The sequence below is a fragment of the Streptococcus ferus DSM 20646 genome (genome assembly GCF_000372425.1).
Lineage (GTDB): Bacteria > Bacillota > Bacilli > Lactobacillales > Streptococcaceae > Streptococcus > Streptococcus ferus.
Genome location: NZ_AQVD01000004.1, coordinates 64756 through 79977, shown reverse-complemented (window position 1 = coordinate 79977; position 15222 = coordinate 64756). Strand labels below are relative to the sequence as shown.

The window sequence follows — 15222 nt, the reverse complement described above, 5'->3', positions numbered from 1 at the left end:
ACAAAAGCCTAGAGCACAATCAATTCCTTGGGAGCCTTGGTCAGAACCTCGCAGCCTTCCTCCGTAATCAAGAGGTCGTCCTCAATACGAACACCATATTTGCCTTCAAGGTAAATACCAGGTTCATCTGTGACAACCATGCCAGCTGCCAGTTTGTCCTCTGATTTTCCAAAATAAGGAATTTCATGAATATCAAGACCAATCCCATGGCCGATACCATGGGTAAAATGTTCCCCGTAACCAGCTTGATCAATGACCGCACGCGCTATTTGATCAAAAGCCTTATAAGTCACACCTGCTCTAGCCTGATCAATCAGTTCTTGATTGCTTTTCAGAACAATCTGATAGATTTCACGTTCTTGATCCGTCACGTGACCAATATGAATTGTCCTTGTCATATCAGACACGTAATGCTTATAATAACAGCCAAAATCAAGAGTCAGCGTCTCTCCAGTCTGAATGATTTTCTCCGAAGCAACTCCATGAGGCATCGACGAGCGGTAACCTGAGGCAACGATAAATTCAAAAGAAGCCCCCGATGCACCGAGCTGACGCATCCGATAATCTAAAAAATTGGTCACTTCAAGCTCGCTGGTCTGACCCGGTTTAATAAAGTCAAGCACATCCAGAAAAGCCTGATCGGAAATGTGACAGGCACGGCGGATAGTTGCTATCTCAGAAGCATCTTTTATCAAGCGCAGTTCTTCTATAAAATCAGTCAAGGGCTGCAATTCAAAAGAAGCAAAACCGGTCTTCAACCCTTGATAAAAGCCAAAGGTGACCTGCGCATCAAAACCAATTTTTGTCAGACCGTCATCCGCAATAATCTTAGCAATTTCAGTCAAAGCTGACCGAGTTTCAATAATATCAAATCCCTCAACGGTCTTTTTCGCAATGAGGGTGTAACGGGCATCTGTCAAAAAAAGCCTGCGTCCGCCACTGATAAAAACGGTCGCTTCTGTTCCCCAAAAACCTGTGAGGTAATAAATATTATTCTGTCCTGTCACAAGAACAGCATCTACCTCAGATTGGGCTAGTTTTTCCTCAAAACGGGCTAATCTCTTTTCCACAAAAATTCCTCACTATTCTTTCTTAATTTTTAGTCTATCATGAATGAAACAGATTTAAAAGAGCTGACAAATCACTAGGCTTGGCTTAACCGAGATAAAACAGAAACAGGCTCTTTTTAAAAGGAAAGTGCCATTCTCAACCAGAGTGACACTTTTATTTATCACAAGAAGCCTATTTTAATTTCCCTTTCAGGTATTGACCCGTAAAGCTATCGGCGGACTGAGCGATCTCTTCTGGTGTTCCTGTTGCCACAACCGTTCCACCACCGATACCGCCTTCTGGCCCCAAATCAATAATATGGTCCGCTGTTTTAATCACATCTAGATTATGCTCAATCACCAGAACCGTATTGCCATCATCAACAAAGCGCTCCAAGACTTCCAGCAGACGGGCAATATCATCCGTATGAAGACCGGTGGTAGGTTCGTCCAAAATATAGAAACTCTTACCTGTCGAACGCTTATGCAATTCTGACGCCAGCTTCATCCGCTGTGCCTCACCTCCTGACAAGGTGGTCGCTGGCTGTCCCAAAGTAACGTAGCCTAGGCCAACATCCTTGATGGTTTGAATTTTGCGAGCAATCTTAGGAATAGGGGCGAAGAAGTCTGCGGCATCATTGACCGTCATATCCAGAATTTCAGCAATTGTTTTGTCCTTATAACGAACTTCTAAGGTCTCGCTGTTGTAGCGCGTACCGTGACAAACTTCACAGGGAACATAGACGTCCGGCAGAAAGTGCATCTCAATTTTGATAATGCCGTCTCCAGAGCAGGCTTCGCAGCGGCCGCCCTTAACATTGAAAGAAAAACGTCCTTTTTTGTAGCCACGAATCTTAGCTTCATTGGTCTGGGCAAATAAATCCCGAATATCATCAAAAACACCGGTGTAAGTTGCAGGGTTAGAGCGGGGGGTTCGTCCAATCGGACTTTGATCAATATCAATCAAACGGTCAATATGCTCAATCCCCGTCACGGAAGTATATTGGCCGGGTTTATCTGAATTACGATTGAGTTTTTGCGCAATCACCTTTTTAAGAATACTGTTGACCAGTGTTGATTTGCCGGATCCTGAGACCCCTGTCACCGCAATAAACTTACCGAGAGGGAAGGTAACATCGATAGCTCTCAGGTTATTTTCCGCAGCACCCTTGATTTCAATAAAGCGGCCATTACCCTGACGGCGCTCTTTTGGAACAGGAATAAATTTCTTGCCTGACAGATACTGACCAGTGATGGACTGCTTATTTTTTTCGACCTGTTTAGGAGTCCCTGAAGCAATAATCTCACCGCCAAAAGCGCCCGCTCCCGGTCCTACATCAATCAGCCAGTCCGCTTCCCGCATAGTATCCTCATCATGTTCTACAACAATCAGGGTATTGCCGAGATCACGCATCTTTTTAAGGCTGGAAATCAGGCGGTCATTATCCCGCTGATGAAGACCGATAGAGGGCTCATCCAGGATATAGAGAACCCCGCTGAGGTTGGAGCCAATCTGTGTTGCCAGACGAATGCGTTGGCTCTCACCGCCTGACAGCGTTCCTGAGGCGCGTGACAGGGTCAGATAATTGAGCCCGACATTATTGAGGAAGGTCAGGCGATCCTTAATTTCTTTTAAAATAGGCTTAGCAATCAGGGCCTCATTTTGACCCAGCTCCAGTTTTGAAACCAAGTCCAAATGGTCAGCGATAGATAAATCAGAAACCTGTCCAATATGAAGACCTTTTTCTCCACCGACACGGACTGACAAGGCCTGATCATTTAAGCGATAGCCATGACAGGCAGCACAAGTCAGCTCATTCATATAACCGCGCATCACATTGCGGGTAAAATCGCTATTGGTCTCGTGATAACGACGGTTGATATTGGTAATAAGCCCTTCAAAAGGAATATCAATATCTCGCACGCCGCCAAATTCATTCTCATAATGGAAATGAAACTCTTTATCATTTGATCCATAGAGCACCAAGGCTTTTTCCTGTTCTGACAAAGCTTCCCAGGGGCAATCCATATCAACGCCGAATTGTGCCATCGCCTGCTCCAGCATTTGCGGATAATAATTAGACGAAATAGGATTCCAGGGAGCCAAAGCACCCTCGGCCAAACTCTTAGACCCATCTGGAATCACCAAATCCAAGTCCACTTCCAGCTTAATGCCCAGACCGTCACAGGTCGGGCAGGAACCAAAGGGAGCATTGAAGGAGAACAGACGGGGCTCTAACTCAGGTACTGTAAAGGCACAGACGGGGCAGGAATAGTGCTCTGAGAAAATCAATTCCTCGCCATTCATAGTATCAATCACTACATAGCCATCACCAAGCCGCAGAGCGGCTTCGATGGAATCAAAGAGACGACCTCGAATGCCATCTTTTTGCACCAATCGGTCAATGACAACCTCAATATTGTGCATCTTGCTTTTGGACAGTTCCGGCACTTCTGCGACATCAAAAATCTCACCGTCGACCCTGACACGGACGTAGCCATCTTTTTGCACCCTATCAAAAATCGTTTTATGCTGCCCTTTTTTTCGACGGACGACCGGGGCTAAGATTTGCATCCGTGTCTTTTCTGGCAATTCTAAAACTTGGTCGACAATCTGCTCCACAGAAGAAGCCGTAATCGGCCCATGCCCATTTTTACAATAAGGAACACCGACACGAGCGTATAAAAGCCGCAGATAGTCGTTGATTTCTGTAACTGTCCCAACAGTTGAACGGGGATTCTTGCTGGTTGTTTTTTGGTCAATGGAAATAGCAGGACTGAGACCATCAATGGAGTCTACGTCTGGCTTGTCCATATTTCCCAAAAACTGGCGGGCATAGGCAGACAAACTTTCCACATAGCGACGCTGACCTTCAGCATAGATGGTATCAAAAGCCAAACTGGACTTGCCTGAACCAGACAAGCCTGTCACGACAACGAGCTTATCCCTAGGAATTTCCACGTCAATATTTTTTAAATTATGGGCACGTGCCCCACGAATACTAATTTTATCTTGCATAAGCTTTTATACCGCACTTACTCCTTTACAATTCTCATCTATTATATCAAAAATCTAACAATCGGTTACCCAAAATGTTCCAAATATAGTATAATAGGAGGGTATGCACAAATCTATCTTAAAGGAGGGCTTATCATGAAGCAAATGTTTCTTTCCACAGCAACAGAATTCAAAGAAATCGAAACATTCGAGCCAGGCGCTTGGATCAATTTGGTAAACCCTTCCCAGGAAGAGTCTGTGCAATTGGCTGAGGCGTTCAATATTGACATTACCGACCTGCGGGCTCCTTTGGATATCGAGGAAACATCCCGGGTTGCGGTCGAAGATGACTACACCCTCATCATCATTGACGTCCCCACTTACGAGGAACGCAATAATAAAAGCTACTATGTGACCATTCCTTTGGGAATCATCGTAACTGAAACGGCGGTTATCACAACCTGCCTAGAGCCTCTTACCTTGATGGAACAGTTCACCAGCCGCCGCCTCAAAGATTTCTATACCTTTATGAAAACGCGCTTTGTTTTTCAGATTCTTTACCGCAATGCCGGCCTTTACCTGACAGCCCTGCGGTCCATCGACAGGCAAAGCGATCGGATTGAGGCTCAGCTGGAAAAAGCAACCCGTAACGAACAGATTATTGACATGATGGAATTGGAAAAATCCATTGTCTATCTAAGAGCTTCTCTTAAACTCAATGAACGTATTGTCAAAAAACTGTCTGGACACACATCCAGCCTGAAGAAATATGTCGAAGATGAGGACTTGTTAGAAGATACCCTCATTGAAACCCAACAGGCCATTGAGATGGCTGGCATCTACGAAAATGTCCTTAATGCGATGACTGAAACATCAGCTGCCATTATCAACAATAATCAGAACACGATTATGAAAACCTTGGCATTGATGACCATGGCCTTAGACATCCCGACTGTCATCTTCTCAGCCTACGGGATGAATTTCCAGAACAATTGGCTTCCCTTAAACGGACTGCCTCATGCCTTCTGGTATATTGTCTTTATTGCTGCTTTTTTGAGTACCATCGTTGTGGTCTATTTCATCCGGAAAAAATGGTTCTAAAACCACATCAAGTGATCTAATGACAGGAGAAAGCTTTTAATGGATTTGCAAAAATTAACCAAGAAAAACCAAGAATTTATTCATATTGCCACCAATCAGTTTATTCAGGATGGTCTTAGCGACACCGAAATCAAGGGAATCCTTGAAGAAATCATCCCCGACATTTTGGAGAAACAACAAGAAGGCATTCCCGCCCGTTCTTTTCTGGGAGCACCAACTGTCTGGGCATCTACCTTTACCAAGCAAGCTGCCAATACTGACTCAGAAGCCGATAAAAATACTAATCCTTGGCTGATGTGGCTGGATACTTCTCTGCTTTTCCTAGGCGTCTTGGCTCTGGTAACAGGTGCTATGAATCTCTTCAGCAAACAGGCTCCTTCCTACGGTTTGGTCTCTTTATTGTTCTTATCCTTTGGCGGCGGTGCAGTGATGTATGCCACTCACTACTATATTTATCGTCACCTTGGCAAGGAGAAGAGCCAGCGCCCAAATATGTTTAAGGCATTTGGTATCATGGTTGTGCTCATGTTTATTTGGCTGCTGCTTTACAGCGCAACTTCTTTCTTGCCACAAGCCTTCAATCCCGTCGTCCCTGCCTTGCTTTTGCTGATTGCTGGCGGTCTAGCCTTAGCGGCCCGCTTCTACTTCAAGAAAAAGTATAATATTCAGAGTGCAATGGATTCACGTCCTCGTAACGGAAATAACCAGAATGACTAAAGTCATTCTGGTTTTTGTTTCGAAAAAAACATAGGTAAGCTCGGATAATTATGGTATAGTTAAAGAAAGAAGGAGTTTTTTTATGAAAAAGAATCATTTTGGCATTGCTGTCTTGGTCTTACTGGCAGCCTACCTTATCACAACAGCCTTTGTACCCGATTTACAAGTGATTTTCAACAGCCTGCTGGTTCTGGCAATTTTCTTCACCACACTAGGCCTCAGTCATAAAAATATGGTTGTTTTCTTTATGGGTCTTGGTTTTTTAGCCATTTACCTCAAGGATGTTTTTAATTTCACCTACTCAAGCGGTCCGCTTTTTGCTGGACTTGTCATTCTGGGAGTTATTCTGAATTATTTTATCAAACCCAAATACAAGACTCAGTATTCATCCGACTCTGATCACTTCTTTCAGGACGCAGAGGTCGCCCATATTGACAGCCAAAGTCAGGTCACTTTAAAAACGTTCTTTTCGGAAAATGCCTACTATGTGACCTCTCAGAATCTTGAAAGAATCACTATCAATGTTAAATTTGGCGAACAAAATATTGACCTCACTCAGGCACAGTTTCTAACCGCCTATCCCCAGATTTATCTAGATGTTCATTTTGGCGAGGCTAATATCAGGATTCCTAGACACTGGAAAATCAGCAACCAGACGAACCACCCACTGGCATCTGTTTCCGTCAGCGGTTTTCAGACCGAGGCTGAAGATGCGGTCACCGTAGAGCTTCTGGGTACTGCCGCCATGGCTGCTGTCAACATTAGATACTAATCTCTCTTTTGAATCAAGAAAAATACCTCTGCTACTTAGCAGAGGTATTTGTTTAGTCTTCGTTTACGAAAGGCATAAGTGCCATTACACGCGCACGTTTGATGGCTGCTGTTACTTTACGCTGATTCTTAGCAGAAGTCCCTGTTACACGACGAGGTAAGATTTTACCACGTTCTGAAACAAAGCGGCTAAGCAATTCAGTATCTTTGTAATCAACATATTCAATTTTATTAGCTGCGATGTAATCAACTTTTTTACGGCGTTTGAATCCGCCACGACGTTGTTGAGCCATGTTTTTCTCCTTTATATTATCATCTTTAGAGTCTCACAGCAGAAACAGAAACGTTCCAGCTTTTACTCTGTTTTAAGTCTGTTGACTTGTCTGCTTCTCTTAGAAAGGCAGATCGTCATCTGAAATGTCCATTGGGTTTGAATTGCCAAAAGGACTTTCATCTCGACCAAAATTAGGCGTCTGTGATTGTGATGATTGTTGGTAGGTATTGTTCCCGCCAAAATCGTTAGACGGCGCACTGTTGAAGTTTCCAGACTGACCGCCTTCACGTGCTGTACGGCTCTCCAGAATCTGGAAGTTATCCGCCACAACTTCTGTTACATAAACACGCTGACCTTGCTGATTTTCATAATTCCTAGTCTGAATACGACCAGTAATACCAACCAAGGTCCCTTTTTTAGCCCAGTTGGCTAAATTTTCAGCCTGCTGGCGCCAAATAACAATATTAATGAAGTCTGCTTCACGTTCACCATTTTGATTTTTAAAATTGCGGTTGACTGCGAGTGTAAAGGTTGCGACAGCTTGGTTACTTGGGGTGTAACGAAGCTCTGCATCTCGAGTCATGCGACCAACTAGTACGACATTATTAATCATAAACTACCTTCTTAAGCGTCAAGCTTAACGATCATGTGACGAAGAATATCGCTGTTGATTTTGGAAAGACGGTCGAACTCATTAAGAGCTACGGCATCAGTCGCTTCAACGTTTACGATGTGGTAAAGTCCTTCACGGAAATCTTGGATTTCGTAGGCAAGACGACGTTTTTCCCAATCTTTTGATTCAACGATTGTTGCACCGTTGTCCGTTAAGATAGAGTCAAAGCGTGCTACCAAAGCATTCTTAGCTTCTTCTTCAATGTTTGGACGAATAATATAAAGAATTTCGTATTTAGCCATTGATTTTTCCTCCTTTTGGTCTAATGACCCCTAGCCTTTGCTAGGAGTAAGTGAGGGGTGCTCACAAAATATAATTGTACAACATTTCTCTAAAGAATTCAAGTCATTATTTGCTGTCAGCGATTCTTTTCCTGTATTCCCAAAAGGAAAAACAACTAAAAACCCTAAGCATGCACACCTGCCTAGGGTTTCTTTTTCTCAAAGTGTCATCGGACTTCTCCTTTGCACTTTTTGATTTCTAAGGAGTTACTCACTATTTGTAGTTGTTATACTTATTTCTAAAATGGAAAGCCCTCCCGATTCTTTTTTTCACTCTCAAGAGATCATCTTAATTTAAAACGAGACTATAGCCTCTAGCATTAACTACTCAACCCTTTCAGTCCTTAATCGATACCGCGCGCTTGATAAAGCATCAATGGGACCATCCGAAACTTTCGTTACATCCAACGTTTCTGGCTCAACCATCTGGCTTTTTTGTGATTAATCTGTACCTTGGAAAGGTCTTGAGCGTTCCTTCTTCAAACACTCCCGTGTCTGAATGTACACATGGTGTAAAGTTTTAGCCTACTGCCTCTTAACTGTCACCGTTCTTATAGCGACCTACATCAAACTGCAACATAAGCGCCACCTCCTATTATAAAAGAACAAAAATGTTATGTCTCGGAGACCTCAATCTCCGTTTTTATACCTTGCAATATTATGAACTACCATAAGAGATTCCTCCTAATAATAAGGTAATTTTTAATATCCTTCTTTATGGTTTTATTATATAGCAACCGCTTACATTTGTCAAGAAAAAACTTCTGATTTCTCCTTTTTGAAAAAATAAGAGCTTTTGCTACAATAGACCTATGATAAATTTCAAAGACTATGGGATTGAGATGTGGGATGCCAGAAAGATTCAATCTTTTCGCCAGACACTTTTGGACTGGTACGACCGAGAAAAACGTGATTTGCCTTGGCGTCGTACTAAAGATCCCTATAAGATATGGGTGTCTGAAATTATGCTGCAACAGACACAAGTCATCACGGTTATCCCTTACTACGAAAGATTTTTGGATTGGTTCCCAACAGTAGAAAAGTTGGCTGAAGCACCTGAGGAAACATTATTGAAGGCTTGGGAAGGCTTAGGCTATTATTCTCGCGTTCGTAATATGCAGACAGCCGCCCAGCAAATCATGACTGACTTTAAGGGGCAATTTCCTTCTGATTACGACAGTATTCTAAAACTTAAAGGAATCGGCCCTTATACTGCCGGCGCTATTGCCAGTATCGCCTTTGGACTACCTCAGCCTGCTGTTGATGGCAATGTCATGCGTGTGATGGCTAGGCTTTTTGAGGTTGATTATGATATCGGAGACCCTAAAAATCGCAAGATTTTTCAAGCTCTTATGGAAATCTTGATTGATCCTGAGCGTCCGGGTGACTTTAATCAAGCCTTGATGGATCTGGGGACTGATATTGAAGCCGCTAAGAATCCGCGGCCTCACGAAAGTCCTGTCAGAGCCTTCAGCGCTGCCTACTTAAACGGCACTATGGCAAAGTACCCTATAAAACTCCCCAAGAAAAAACCCCGCCCTCTTAGGTTACAAGCCTTCATTATCCGAAATGCTCAGGGAGACTTTTTGCTTGAAAAAAATAATCAAAACCGGCTTTTAGGAGGCTTTTGGTCCTTCCCTCTCATCGAAAGTTCTACCATTGGTCAACAGCTAGATCTTTTCGAGAAAAAAGATGCTGTCATTCTTAAAACAGCATCCCAAAAAGAACTCTTTCAGAAAGAATACGGCATAAAAGCGCATTGGTCAAAACAAACGTTTAAGACCGTAAAACATACGTTCAGCCACCAAAAATGGGAGATTGAATTAGTGGAAGGGCGGCTACAAAACCAGCAACCCTCCTCAGAACGGCAGCTGAAATGGGTCGCTGAAAAAGACTTTACAGCCTATCCCTTTGCCACACCTCAGAAAAAAATGCTGGAAGCTTATTGCCATCAAAAAAAGTGAGTTGAAAACTCACTTTTTTAGCTTAGCTCCGCCAAAATGGCCTTAATTTGCTCTTTGGTATGAACGCCAGCAACTTGTTTGACCACCTGACCATCTTTTTTGAAAAGCAGCGTCGGGATACTCATAATACCAAATTTTTGTGCTGTTTCCGGATTTTCATCCACATCCATTTTGAAGATTTTAAGGTCATCTTCATCAATCTCTTCTGAAAGCTGCTCCAAAATCGGTGCCTGCATACGGCAAGGACCGCACCAGACTGCCCAGAAGTCAATCAGAACCAAGCCTTGTGCCGTTTCTGATTCAAATGTTTTGTCGGTTACGATTTGTGTCATGTTCTTCCTCCAATTAGTACTGATAGTCTTATTTTACAGAAAAAAAACGGCTTTGACTAATTTTTGCTACGGAAGCAAGTAAATAACCTTATTTCATTTTTAGCAGCATGCTTTAACGTATAGTTTTCAACCGGTGTTAGTACTTGTCTTTTCTCACAACATCACTATTAGGATACCTTGAATTTCTGAAAACTGACAGGAGATGGGCCTACTTAAGTGTCACAATAGTCGCTCCAGAGCCACCGGCATTTTGAGGGGCGTAGCCAAAGGTCTTAACGTGTTTGTTGCGGCTGAGATACTTGGTAACCCCTTCACGAATAACCCCTGTTCCAATTCCGTGGATAATATCAACTTGCGCCATGTTATTAAGAAGAGCCTGATCCATAAACTCATCCAATTCCTGCATGGCCTCTTCATAGCGTTTTCCTCGCAGATCGAGCCTTGCTTTGGCTGCTTTGCGGGCTGTCTTTCGCACAACCTGAACACGCTTTTTAGAGGTCTGAGACGTTTGATCTGCTTTTACTAAGTTGAATTCAGATTCTTTTAAGGTCATCTTAATCAAGCCGACCTGCGCCTCCCATCGCCCATCTTTCAGCTGACTGGTCAACGTCCCTTTTTGGCCATAGCTGATCACAATAATGTCATCACCGACTTTAGGCGCACGTTTTTTCTTAGCTTTCTTCAGAACCTTGTTCTTAGAGAGGTCAGGCTGAGGGGCCAATTTTTTCAAATCGGCCTTGGCTTCAATGACTTCATGGGGCTTCAACTGAGCTTTTTCATGGAGAGTCTTGAGAATCCTGCCACTTTCCGTCAGTGCCTTATCCACGATGTCTTGGGCTTCTTGATGGGCCTTGTCCAATTCTTTGTTTTTCGCATGAGAAAATTCGTTATACAGTTTTTTGAGCGCTCGATTGAATTTAAGATTCTCCTGCTCCACCTCTTTGATATTGTCCAAGCGGCGACGGCTTTCCTGAGTCTGCCCCTCTAGCTCCTCAATAATTCGATTGACATCTGTATCCGTATCCATCAGGCTTTCTGCCTCAGATACAATCAGCTCTGACAAGCCTAAACGTCTGGCAATTTCAAACGCATTGGACCGTCCAGGTACTCCCTGCATAAAATGATAGGTGGGACTCAGTGTAACAGCATCAAATTCCATGCTGGCATTTTCAACAAACCGATTTTCAATGCCATACGCCTTAAGTTCTGGGTAATGAGTGGTTGCTAGGGTTTTGATCTGAGAGAGGCGCAGATGTTCTAGGATTCCCATGGCCAGCGCAGCTCCTTCCTGAGGGTCTGTACCTGCTCCGAGTTCATCAAAAAGAACCAGGCTCTGACTATCAGCAGAAGCCAAGATGTCAACAATCTGTGTCATGTGGCTTGAGAAAGTGGACAGACTCTGTTCGATAGACTGTTCATCCCCAATATCAGCGAAGATTTCGGTAAAAACAGCCACTTGGCTCCCCTTATCGGCCAAAATAGGAAGACCCGACTGTGCCATGAGCTGGGCTAGCCCCAGCGTTTTCAGCATAATGGTTTTCCCGCCTGTGTTGGGACCTGTAATGACAATAACTGTCAAGTCTTGACCAAAGTGCAAATCATTGGCAACTGGATTTTCCAAAAGGGGATGGCGAACATTGAGTAGATGCAGTTCTCCCTGATTAGATACTTGCGGCAGACTGGCCCCTCTATCAACTGTATAAAGGTATTTCGCTCGAACCAAGTCCATGTGCCCGATGATCCAAGCGTTATTCCGAATGCTGTGACTGTATGGACGAATCATATCGGACAACTCTTTCAACAGCTGGCTGATTTCATGACGTTCGTCAGCCTGTGCCTGCGTCAGCTCTTCATTTAGATTGACAACTGCTCTAGGCTCAATGTAAATGGTGGTTCCGGAGCTGGAAATGTCATGGACAACACCCGAAAAACGATGACGGTAGCTGTTTTTGACAGGAAGGACGCTGCGGCCATTACGGCTGGCAATCAAATGTTCCGTCAGCAAATCTCCTTTATTCTTTAGAAAGTCCTGTAAAATCTGGCGAATTTGGTCTTGATTACGCTGAATTTGCCGACGAATTTTAGCGAGAGCTGGGCTGGCAAAATCCTCTATATAGCCCTTATCATTAACAGCCTGCAAGCTGCCTTGAATGTTAGGAAAGCTTTCCAGTTTGTCAAAAAGAGGCGTCAGATGGGCAACCGTCACATTTTCTAAACCCTCATAGAAGCGCTGAAGTTCAGAAGAGACCTGCAGGATGCGTTTGAGGCCCAGCAGTTCCTCCATATTGAGATCAGCATCCAACTCCAAACGTCTCAGACTTTCAGAAATGTCTTGCGTTGAACCGATACTGAAATGGCCATATTCTTCAAAAATTTGGCCGATATCTGCCACCTCTGCAAAGGCCTTTTCCATTTTAGCCTTATCGGCCTGCGGCTCTAACTGGTCTAATTCTTGCCGACCTTGACTGGTTTGTAAATAAGCCTGAAATTGACCTTTAACTTTAGCAAATTCCAAGTGCTCTAAAATCTTTGTATTCATAAGGCCTATTATAGCACAAAAGAAAAAAGCAAGGTTCCCCTTACTTTAAAATAGCAGATACCCAAAATGCCTGAACAAGCTGGGAAACGACCGGAAAATGAATCAATAACCGGATTAACCAAGACCCATTGAGAAAATCTTGAATAAGATCTACCGGTATGGTCGCCAGAACATTGAAGAAAAGCCCTAAAAAGCAAATGGTCACTAAAAGCGACAGCCCCCCCGAAATCAAACGAAAATACAGCTTATCAAAACGATCAATCTTCGTAAAGTGAACAAAAATACCAAGAAAACGAAAGATTAGGTAGGCAACCACATAAATGCTGAAAAAAGCGATACCCGCATAGAATACCTGACTAAGATCAAAAAGATCAACGGACTTGAAAAAATAAACCGAACTGCCTTCGAGCGGATTTGAATAAGGGACCCAAAGCGTCAGCAAATCAGCAAGAGAACGATAAAACTGAACCGCAAAAACCAAAGAAATGATGTTGGCGACAAAGTAGTAGCCCTGCAAAATAATCCCGCGGCTGTAGCCGATATAGAACTGCCAAGCCAAGATTAGAAAAACGAAGACGGAGACCATTACTGCCCCTCATCCTGCTGAGCACGGCCTCTGATTTCCGTTAATTCTTTGGTACGAAATTTTTCCAGCTCTTCTTCTTTTTTATCAAAATCAATTTCTCTGCTCAGCTGAGTAGACAAGGAATTGATGGCCATCAAAATAGCAATCGTCTCATCATCAGCATGCGGCAATTTTTCTTTAATCGCATCATACTTTTCACGCGCTACACGTTCAATTTCTTCCATGAAGAGATTGTCTTTATCGGTCGTTAAGGTTAACGTTTTTTCACCAAATGTGAATTTATAACGATTTTTACTTGACATATTACACCTCGGCTTCCATTATATCGTAAAAAAGCGGTTTCGTAAAATGTTGAAACACTCTTCTATCTTTTTTTAAAAAAAGATGGGCTCCTTTTCCAAAATCAGCCTCTTTTATGCTAAAATATTATCTATGAATACTTTGGTGCTGCAGCTTGATTCTCAGACGCTGGCAAGGCTGAAAACACAGCTTTCTGCCCAGCAAATCGAAAATGCCAATCCCTATGTTGACTTTGCTGCTAAGAGTGACGGTGTCACTGTCTTGGTTTACACGTCACAAAAGGTTGTTTTTCAGGGAAACGATGCTCAAGAATTGGCCGGCCGTCTAGGGCTTGCTCCTCAACAAGAAGCCCAGACAGTCCGACAGGATCTCGCCATAATTGGCAGTGATGAAGTCGGCAACGGCTCTTATTTTGGCGGCATTGCTGTAGTCGCTAGTTTTGTTACTCCTGATCAGCATTCTTTTTTAAAAGAACTGGGTGTTGATGATTCTAAGCAGCTAACAGATGCGAAAATCCAGCACATTGCTCCCCTTCTTGAGGAGAAAATAGCTCACAAGGCTCTGCTTCTCTCCCCCCAGAAATACAATCAGGTCGTCGGTAAAGAAAAACAGCATAATGCTGTTTCTGTCAAGGTAGCTCTTCATAATCAGGCTATTTTTTTACTCTTAAAAACAGGGGTAAAACCCGATAAAATTATTGTTGACGCCTTTACCAGCCCAAACAACTACCAAAAGTATCTCAAAACTGAAATCAATCGCTTTGCTAATCAGTTGACCCTTGAAGAAAAGGCCGAAGGAAAATATTTAGCTGTTGCTGTCAGCTCCATTATCGCCCGCAATCTTTTTTTAGAAAACCTAAAGGAACTTAGCCAAACTGTCGGTCTGACACTCCCAAGCGGAGCCGGCAGCAAATCGGATCAAGTAGCCAGCCAAATTCTCAAAACGTATGGTAAGATTGGACTTGAGAAAACGGCGAAACTGCACTTCAAAAATACTGATAAAGCCTATCAATTACTAGAAAAATAAGGAATCTCATGAAACGTTTTATAAAGGAATGGGGACTTTTTATCCTCTTTATTGCTCTCTTTGGTCTTTCACGCCTCTTTGTTTGGTTTCCCGTTCAGGTTGAGGGCCATTCTATGGATCCGACCTTGGCAAACGGAGAACGCCTGATTGTCCTTAAGACGACTTCTATTGAGCGTTTTGATATTGTTGTCGCCAAAGAAGGAGAGAAAAATATTGTAAAGCGTATCATCGGTATGCCCGGTGACACCATCTCCTATGACAATGATACGTTAAAGGTCAATGGTAAGAAAGTTGACGAAAGCTACCTGGCTGAGTATCAGAAAGCCTATGCCAAAGATAAGCTCCAAAGTGTCTACTCTTACAACCAATATTTCCAAGAATTGGCAGCCCAATCCAAGGCTTTCACGACAGACAGCCAAGGCCAGGAAACCTTTTCCATTACCGTGCCTAAAGGGCAATACCTGCTCTTAGGAGACGATCGTATTGTTTCCAAGGACAGCCGCCAAGTCGGCACTTTTGCAAAAGATCAGATTATCGGAGAAGTCAAGGCCCGTATCTGGCCTCTGTCTAAAATAAGTCTTATCTCGAACCAATAATCATGAGCACACCGG

At 43.3% G+C, this 15222-nt stretch carries 15 protein-coding genes; 6 read left to right on the top strand and 9 right to left on the bottom strand.

Annotated features, from left to right (window positions below; genetic code table 11):
- Positions 1-8 precede the first annotated feature (8 nt).
- Together A3GY_RS0106930 and uvrA are read right to left on the bottom strand one after the other, a co-directional pair.
- The gene (locus tag A3GY_RS0106930; RefSeq protein WP_018030694.1) at positions 9-1070 is read right to left on the bottom strand and encodes a M24 family metallopeptidase; all 1062 of its coding nucleotides are present in this window, start codon (positions 1068-1070) and stop codon (positions 9-11) included.
- A gap of 172 nt (positions 1071-1242) precedes the next feature.
- Positions 1243-4068 (bottom strand): excinuclease ABC subunit UvrA, encoded by a 2826-nt coding sequence (gene uvrA, locus A3GY_RS0106925; RefSeq protein WP_018030693.1) that lies wholly within the window; start codon positions 4066-4068, stop codon positions 1243-1245.
- Between the two features lie 135 nt (positions 4069-4203).
- On the opposite strand from uvrA, the gene A3GY_RS0106920 reads away from it, so the two are divergent.
- From A3GY_RS0106920 to A3GY_RS0106910, 3 genes are all read left to right on the top strand, one after another.
- Entirely contained in the window at positions 4204-5148 is a 945-nt protein-coding gene (locus tag A3GY_RS0106920) for a magnesium transporter CorA family protein (RefSeq protein ID WP_018030692.1), read from the top strand.
- A gap of 39 nt (positions 5149-5187) precedes the next feature.
- Positions 5188-5865 (top strand): DUF1129 domain-containing protein, encoded by a 678-nt coding sequence (locus A3GY_RS0106915; RefSeq protein WP_018030691.1) that lies wholly within the window; start codon positions 5188-5190, stop codon positions 5863-5865.
- An 82-nt stretch (positions 5866-5947) separates the two neighbouring features.
- Positions 5948-6637 (top strand): LiaF domain-containing protein, encoded by a 690-nt coding sequence (locus tag A3GY_RS0106910; protein ID WP_018030690.1) that lies wholly within the window; start codon positions 5948-5950, stop codon positions 6635-6637.
- Between the two features lie 52 nt (positions 6638-6689).
- Here A3GY_RS0106910 and rpsR read toward each other — a convergent pair whose 3' ends face one another.
- From rpsR to rpsF, 3 genes are all read right to left on the bottom strand, one after another.
- Positions 6690-6929 carry a 30S ribosomal protein S18 gene (rpsR, locus tag A3GY_RS0106905; RefSeq protein WP_018030689.1) on the bottom strand — a complete coding sequence of 80 codons (240 nt, stop codon included), beginning with the start codon at positions 6927-6929 and terminating at the stop codon, positions 6690-6692.
- A gap of 99 nt (positions 6930-7028) precedes the next feature.
- The gene (locus tag A3GY_RS0106900) at positions 7029-7523 is read right to left on the bottom strand and encodes a single-stranded DNA-binding protein (protein ID WP_018030688.1); all 495 of its coding nucleotides are present in this window, start codon (positions 7521-7523) and stop codon (positions 7029-7031) included.
- Positions 7524-7534: 11 nt separating this feature from the next.
- Positions 7535-7825, bottom strand: a complete 291-nt coding sequence (gene rpsF / locus A3GY_RS0106895; protein WP_018030687.1) for a 30S ribosomal protein S6 — start codon at positions 7823-7825, stop codon at positions 7535-7537.
- A gap of 851 nt (positions 7826-8676) precedes the next feature.
- Between rpsF and mutY the strand changes: the two genes are divergently transcribed.
- Positions 8677-9828: an A/G-specific adenine glycosylase gene (gene mutY / locus A3GY_RS0106890; RefSeq protein WP_026161971.1), complete on the top strand. Its 1152-nt coding sequence runs from the start codon at positions 8677-8679 to the stop codon at positions 9826-9828.
- A 17-nt stretch (positions 9829-9845) separates the two neighbouring features.
- On the opposite strand, the gene trxA is transcribed toward mutY, so the two are convergent.
- The 4 genes from trxA to A3GY_RS0106870 form a co-directional block, all read right to left on the bottom strand.
- Positions 9846-10160: a thioredoxin gene (gene trxA / locus A3GY_RS0106885; protein WP_018030685.1), complete on the bottom strand. Its 315-nt coding sequence runs from the start codon at positions 10158-10160 to the stop codon at positions 9846-9848.
- A gap of 208 nt (positions 10161-10368) precedes the next feature.
- Entirely contained in the window at positions 10369-12699 is a 2331-nt protein-coding gene (locus A3GY_RS0106880) for an endonuclease MutS2 (RefSeq protein ID WP_018030684.1), read from the bottom strand.
- Positions 12700-12739: 40 nt separating this feature from the next.
- Complete coding sequence (locus tag A3GY_RS0106875; protein WP_018030683.1) at positions 12740-13285, bottom strand: CvpA family protein; 546 nt, start codon at positions 13283-13285, stop codon at positions 12740-12742.
- On the bottom strand, positions 13285-13587 hold the full coding sequence (locus A3GY_RS0106870; RefSeq protein ID WP_018030682.1) for a hypothetical protein: 303 nt from the start codon (positions 13585-13587) through the stop codon (positions 13285-13287). Before A3GY_RS0106870 ends, A3GY_RS0106875 begins: the two co-directional genes overlap by 1 nt.
- 130 nt (positions 13588-13717) lie before the next feature.
- On the opposite strand from A3GY_RS0106870, the gene rnhC reads away from it, so the two are divergent.
- Together rnhC and lepB are read left to right on the top strand one after the other, a co-directional pair.
- Complete coding sequence (gene rnhC / locus A3GY_RS0106865; protein WP_026161970.1) at positions 13718-14611, top strand: ribonuclease HIII; 894 nt, start codon at positions 13718-13720, stop codon at positions 14609-14611.
- Positions 14612-14619: 8 nt separating this feature from the next.
- Positions 14620-15207 (top strand): signal peptidase I, encoded by a 588-nt coding sequence (gene lepB / locus A3GY_RS0106860; protein WP_018030680.1) that lies wholly within the window; start codon positions 14620-14622, stop codon positions 15205-15207.
- Positions 15208-15222: the final 15 nt, after the last annotated feature.

Bases quoted from the DNA above. Each gene is read 5' to 3' on its own strand.
- uvrA (WP_018030693.1), bottom strand. From the start codon at position 4,068: ATGCAAGATAAAATTAGTATTCGTGGGGCACGTGCCCATAATTTAAAA.
- A3GY_RS0106920 (WP_018030692.1), top strand. From the start codon at position 4,204: ATGAAGCAAATGTTTCTTTCCACAGCAACAGAATTCAAAGAAATCGAA.
- A3GY_RS0106915 (WP_018030691.1), top strand. From the start codon at position 5,188: ATGGATTTGCAAAAATTAACCAAGAAAAACCAAGAATTTATTCATATT.
- A3GY_RS0106910 (WP_018030690.1), top strand. From the start codon at position 5,948: ATGAAAAAGAATCATTTTGGCATTGCTGTCTTGGTCTTACTGGCAGCC.
- rpsR (WP_018030689.1), bottom strand. From the start codon at position 6,929: ATGGCTCAACAACGTCGTGGCGGATTCAAACGCCGTAAAAAAGTTGAT.
- A3GY_RS0106900 (WP_018030688.1), bottom strand. From the start codon at position 7,523: ATGATTAATAATGTCGTACTAGTTGGTCGCATGACTCGAGATGCAGAG.
- rpsF (WP_018030687.1), bottom strand. From the start codon at position 7,825: ATGGCTAAATACGAAATTCTTTATATTATTCGTCCAAACATTGAAGAA.
- mutY (WP_026161971.1), top strand. From the start codon at position 8,677: ATGATAAATTTCAAAGACTATGGGATTGAGATGTGGGATGCCAGAAAG.
- trxA (WP_018030685.1), bottom strand. From the start codon at position 10,160: ATGACACAAATCGTAACCGACAAAACATTTGAATCAGAAACGGCACAA.
- A3GY_RS0106880 (WP_018030684.1), bottom strand. From the start codon at position 12,699: ATGAATACAAAGATTTTAGAGCACTTGGAATTTGCTAAAGTTAAAGGT.
- A3GY_RS0106875 (WP_018030683.1), bottom strand. From the start codon at position 13,285: ATGGTCTCCGTCTTCGTTTTTCTAATCTTGGCTTGGCAGTTCTATATC.
- A3GY_RS0106870 (WP_018030682.1), bottom strand. From the start codon at position 13,587: ATGTCAAGTAAAAATCGTTATAAATTCACATTTGGTGAAAAAACGTTA.
- rnhC (WP_026161970.1), top strand. From the start codon at position 13,718: ATGAATACTTTGGTGCTGCAGCTTGATTCTCAGACGCTGGCAAGGCTG.
- lepB (WP_018030680.1), top strand. From the start codon at position 14,620: ATGAAACGTTTTATAAAGGAATGGGGACTTTTTATCCTCTTTATTGCT.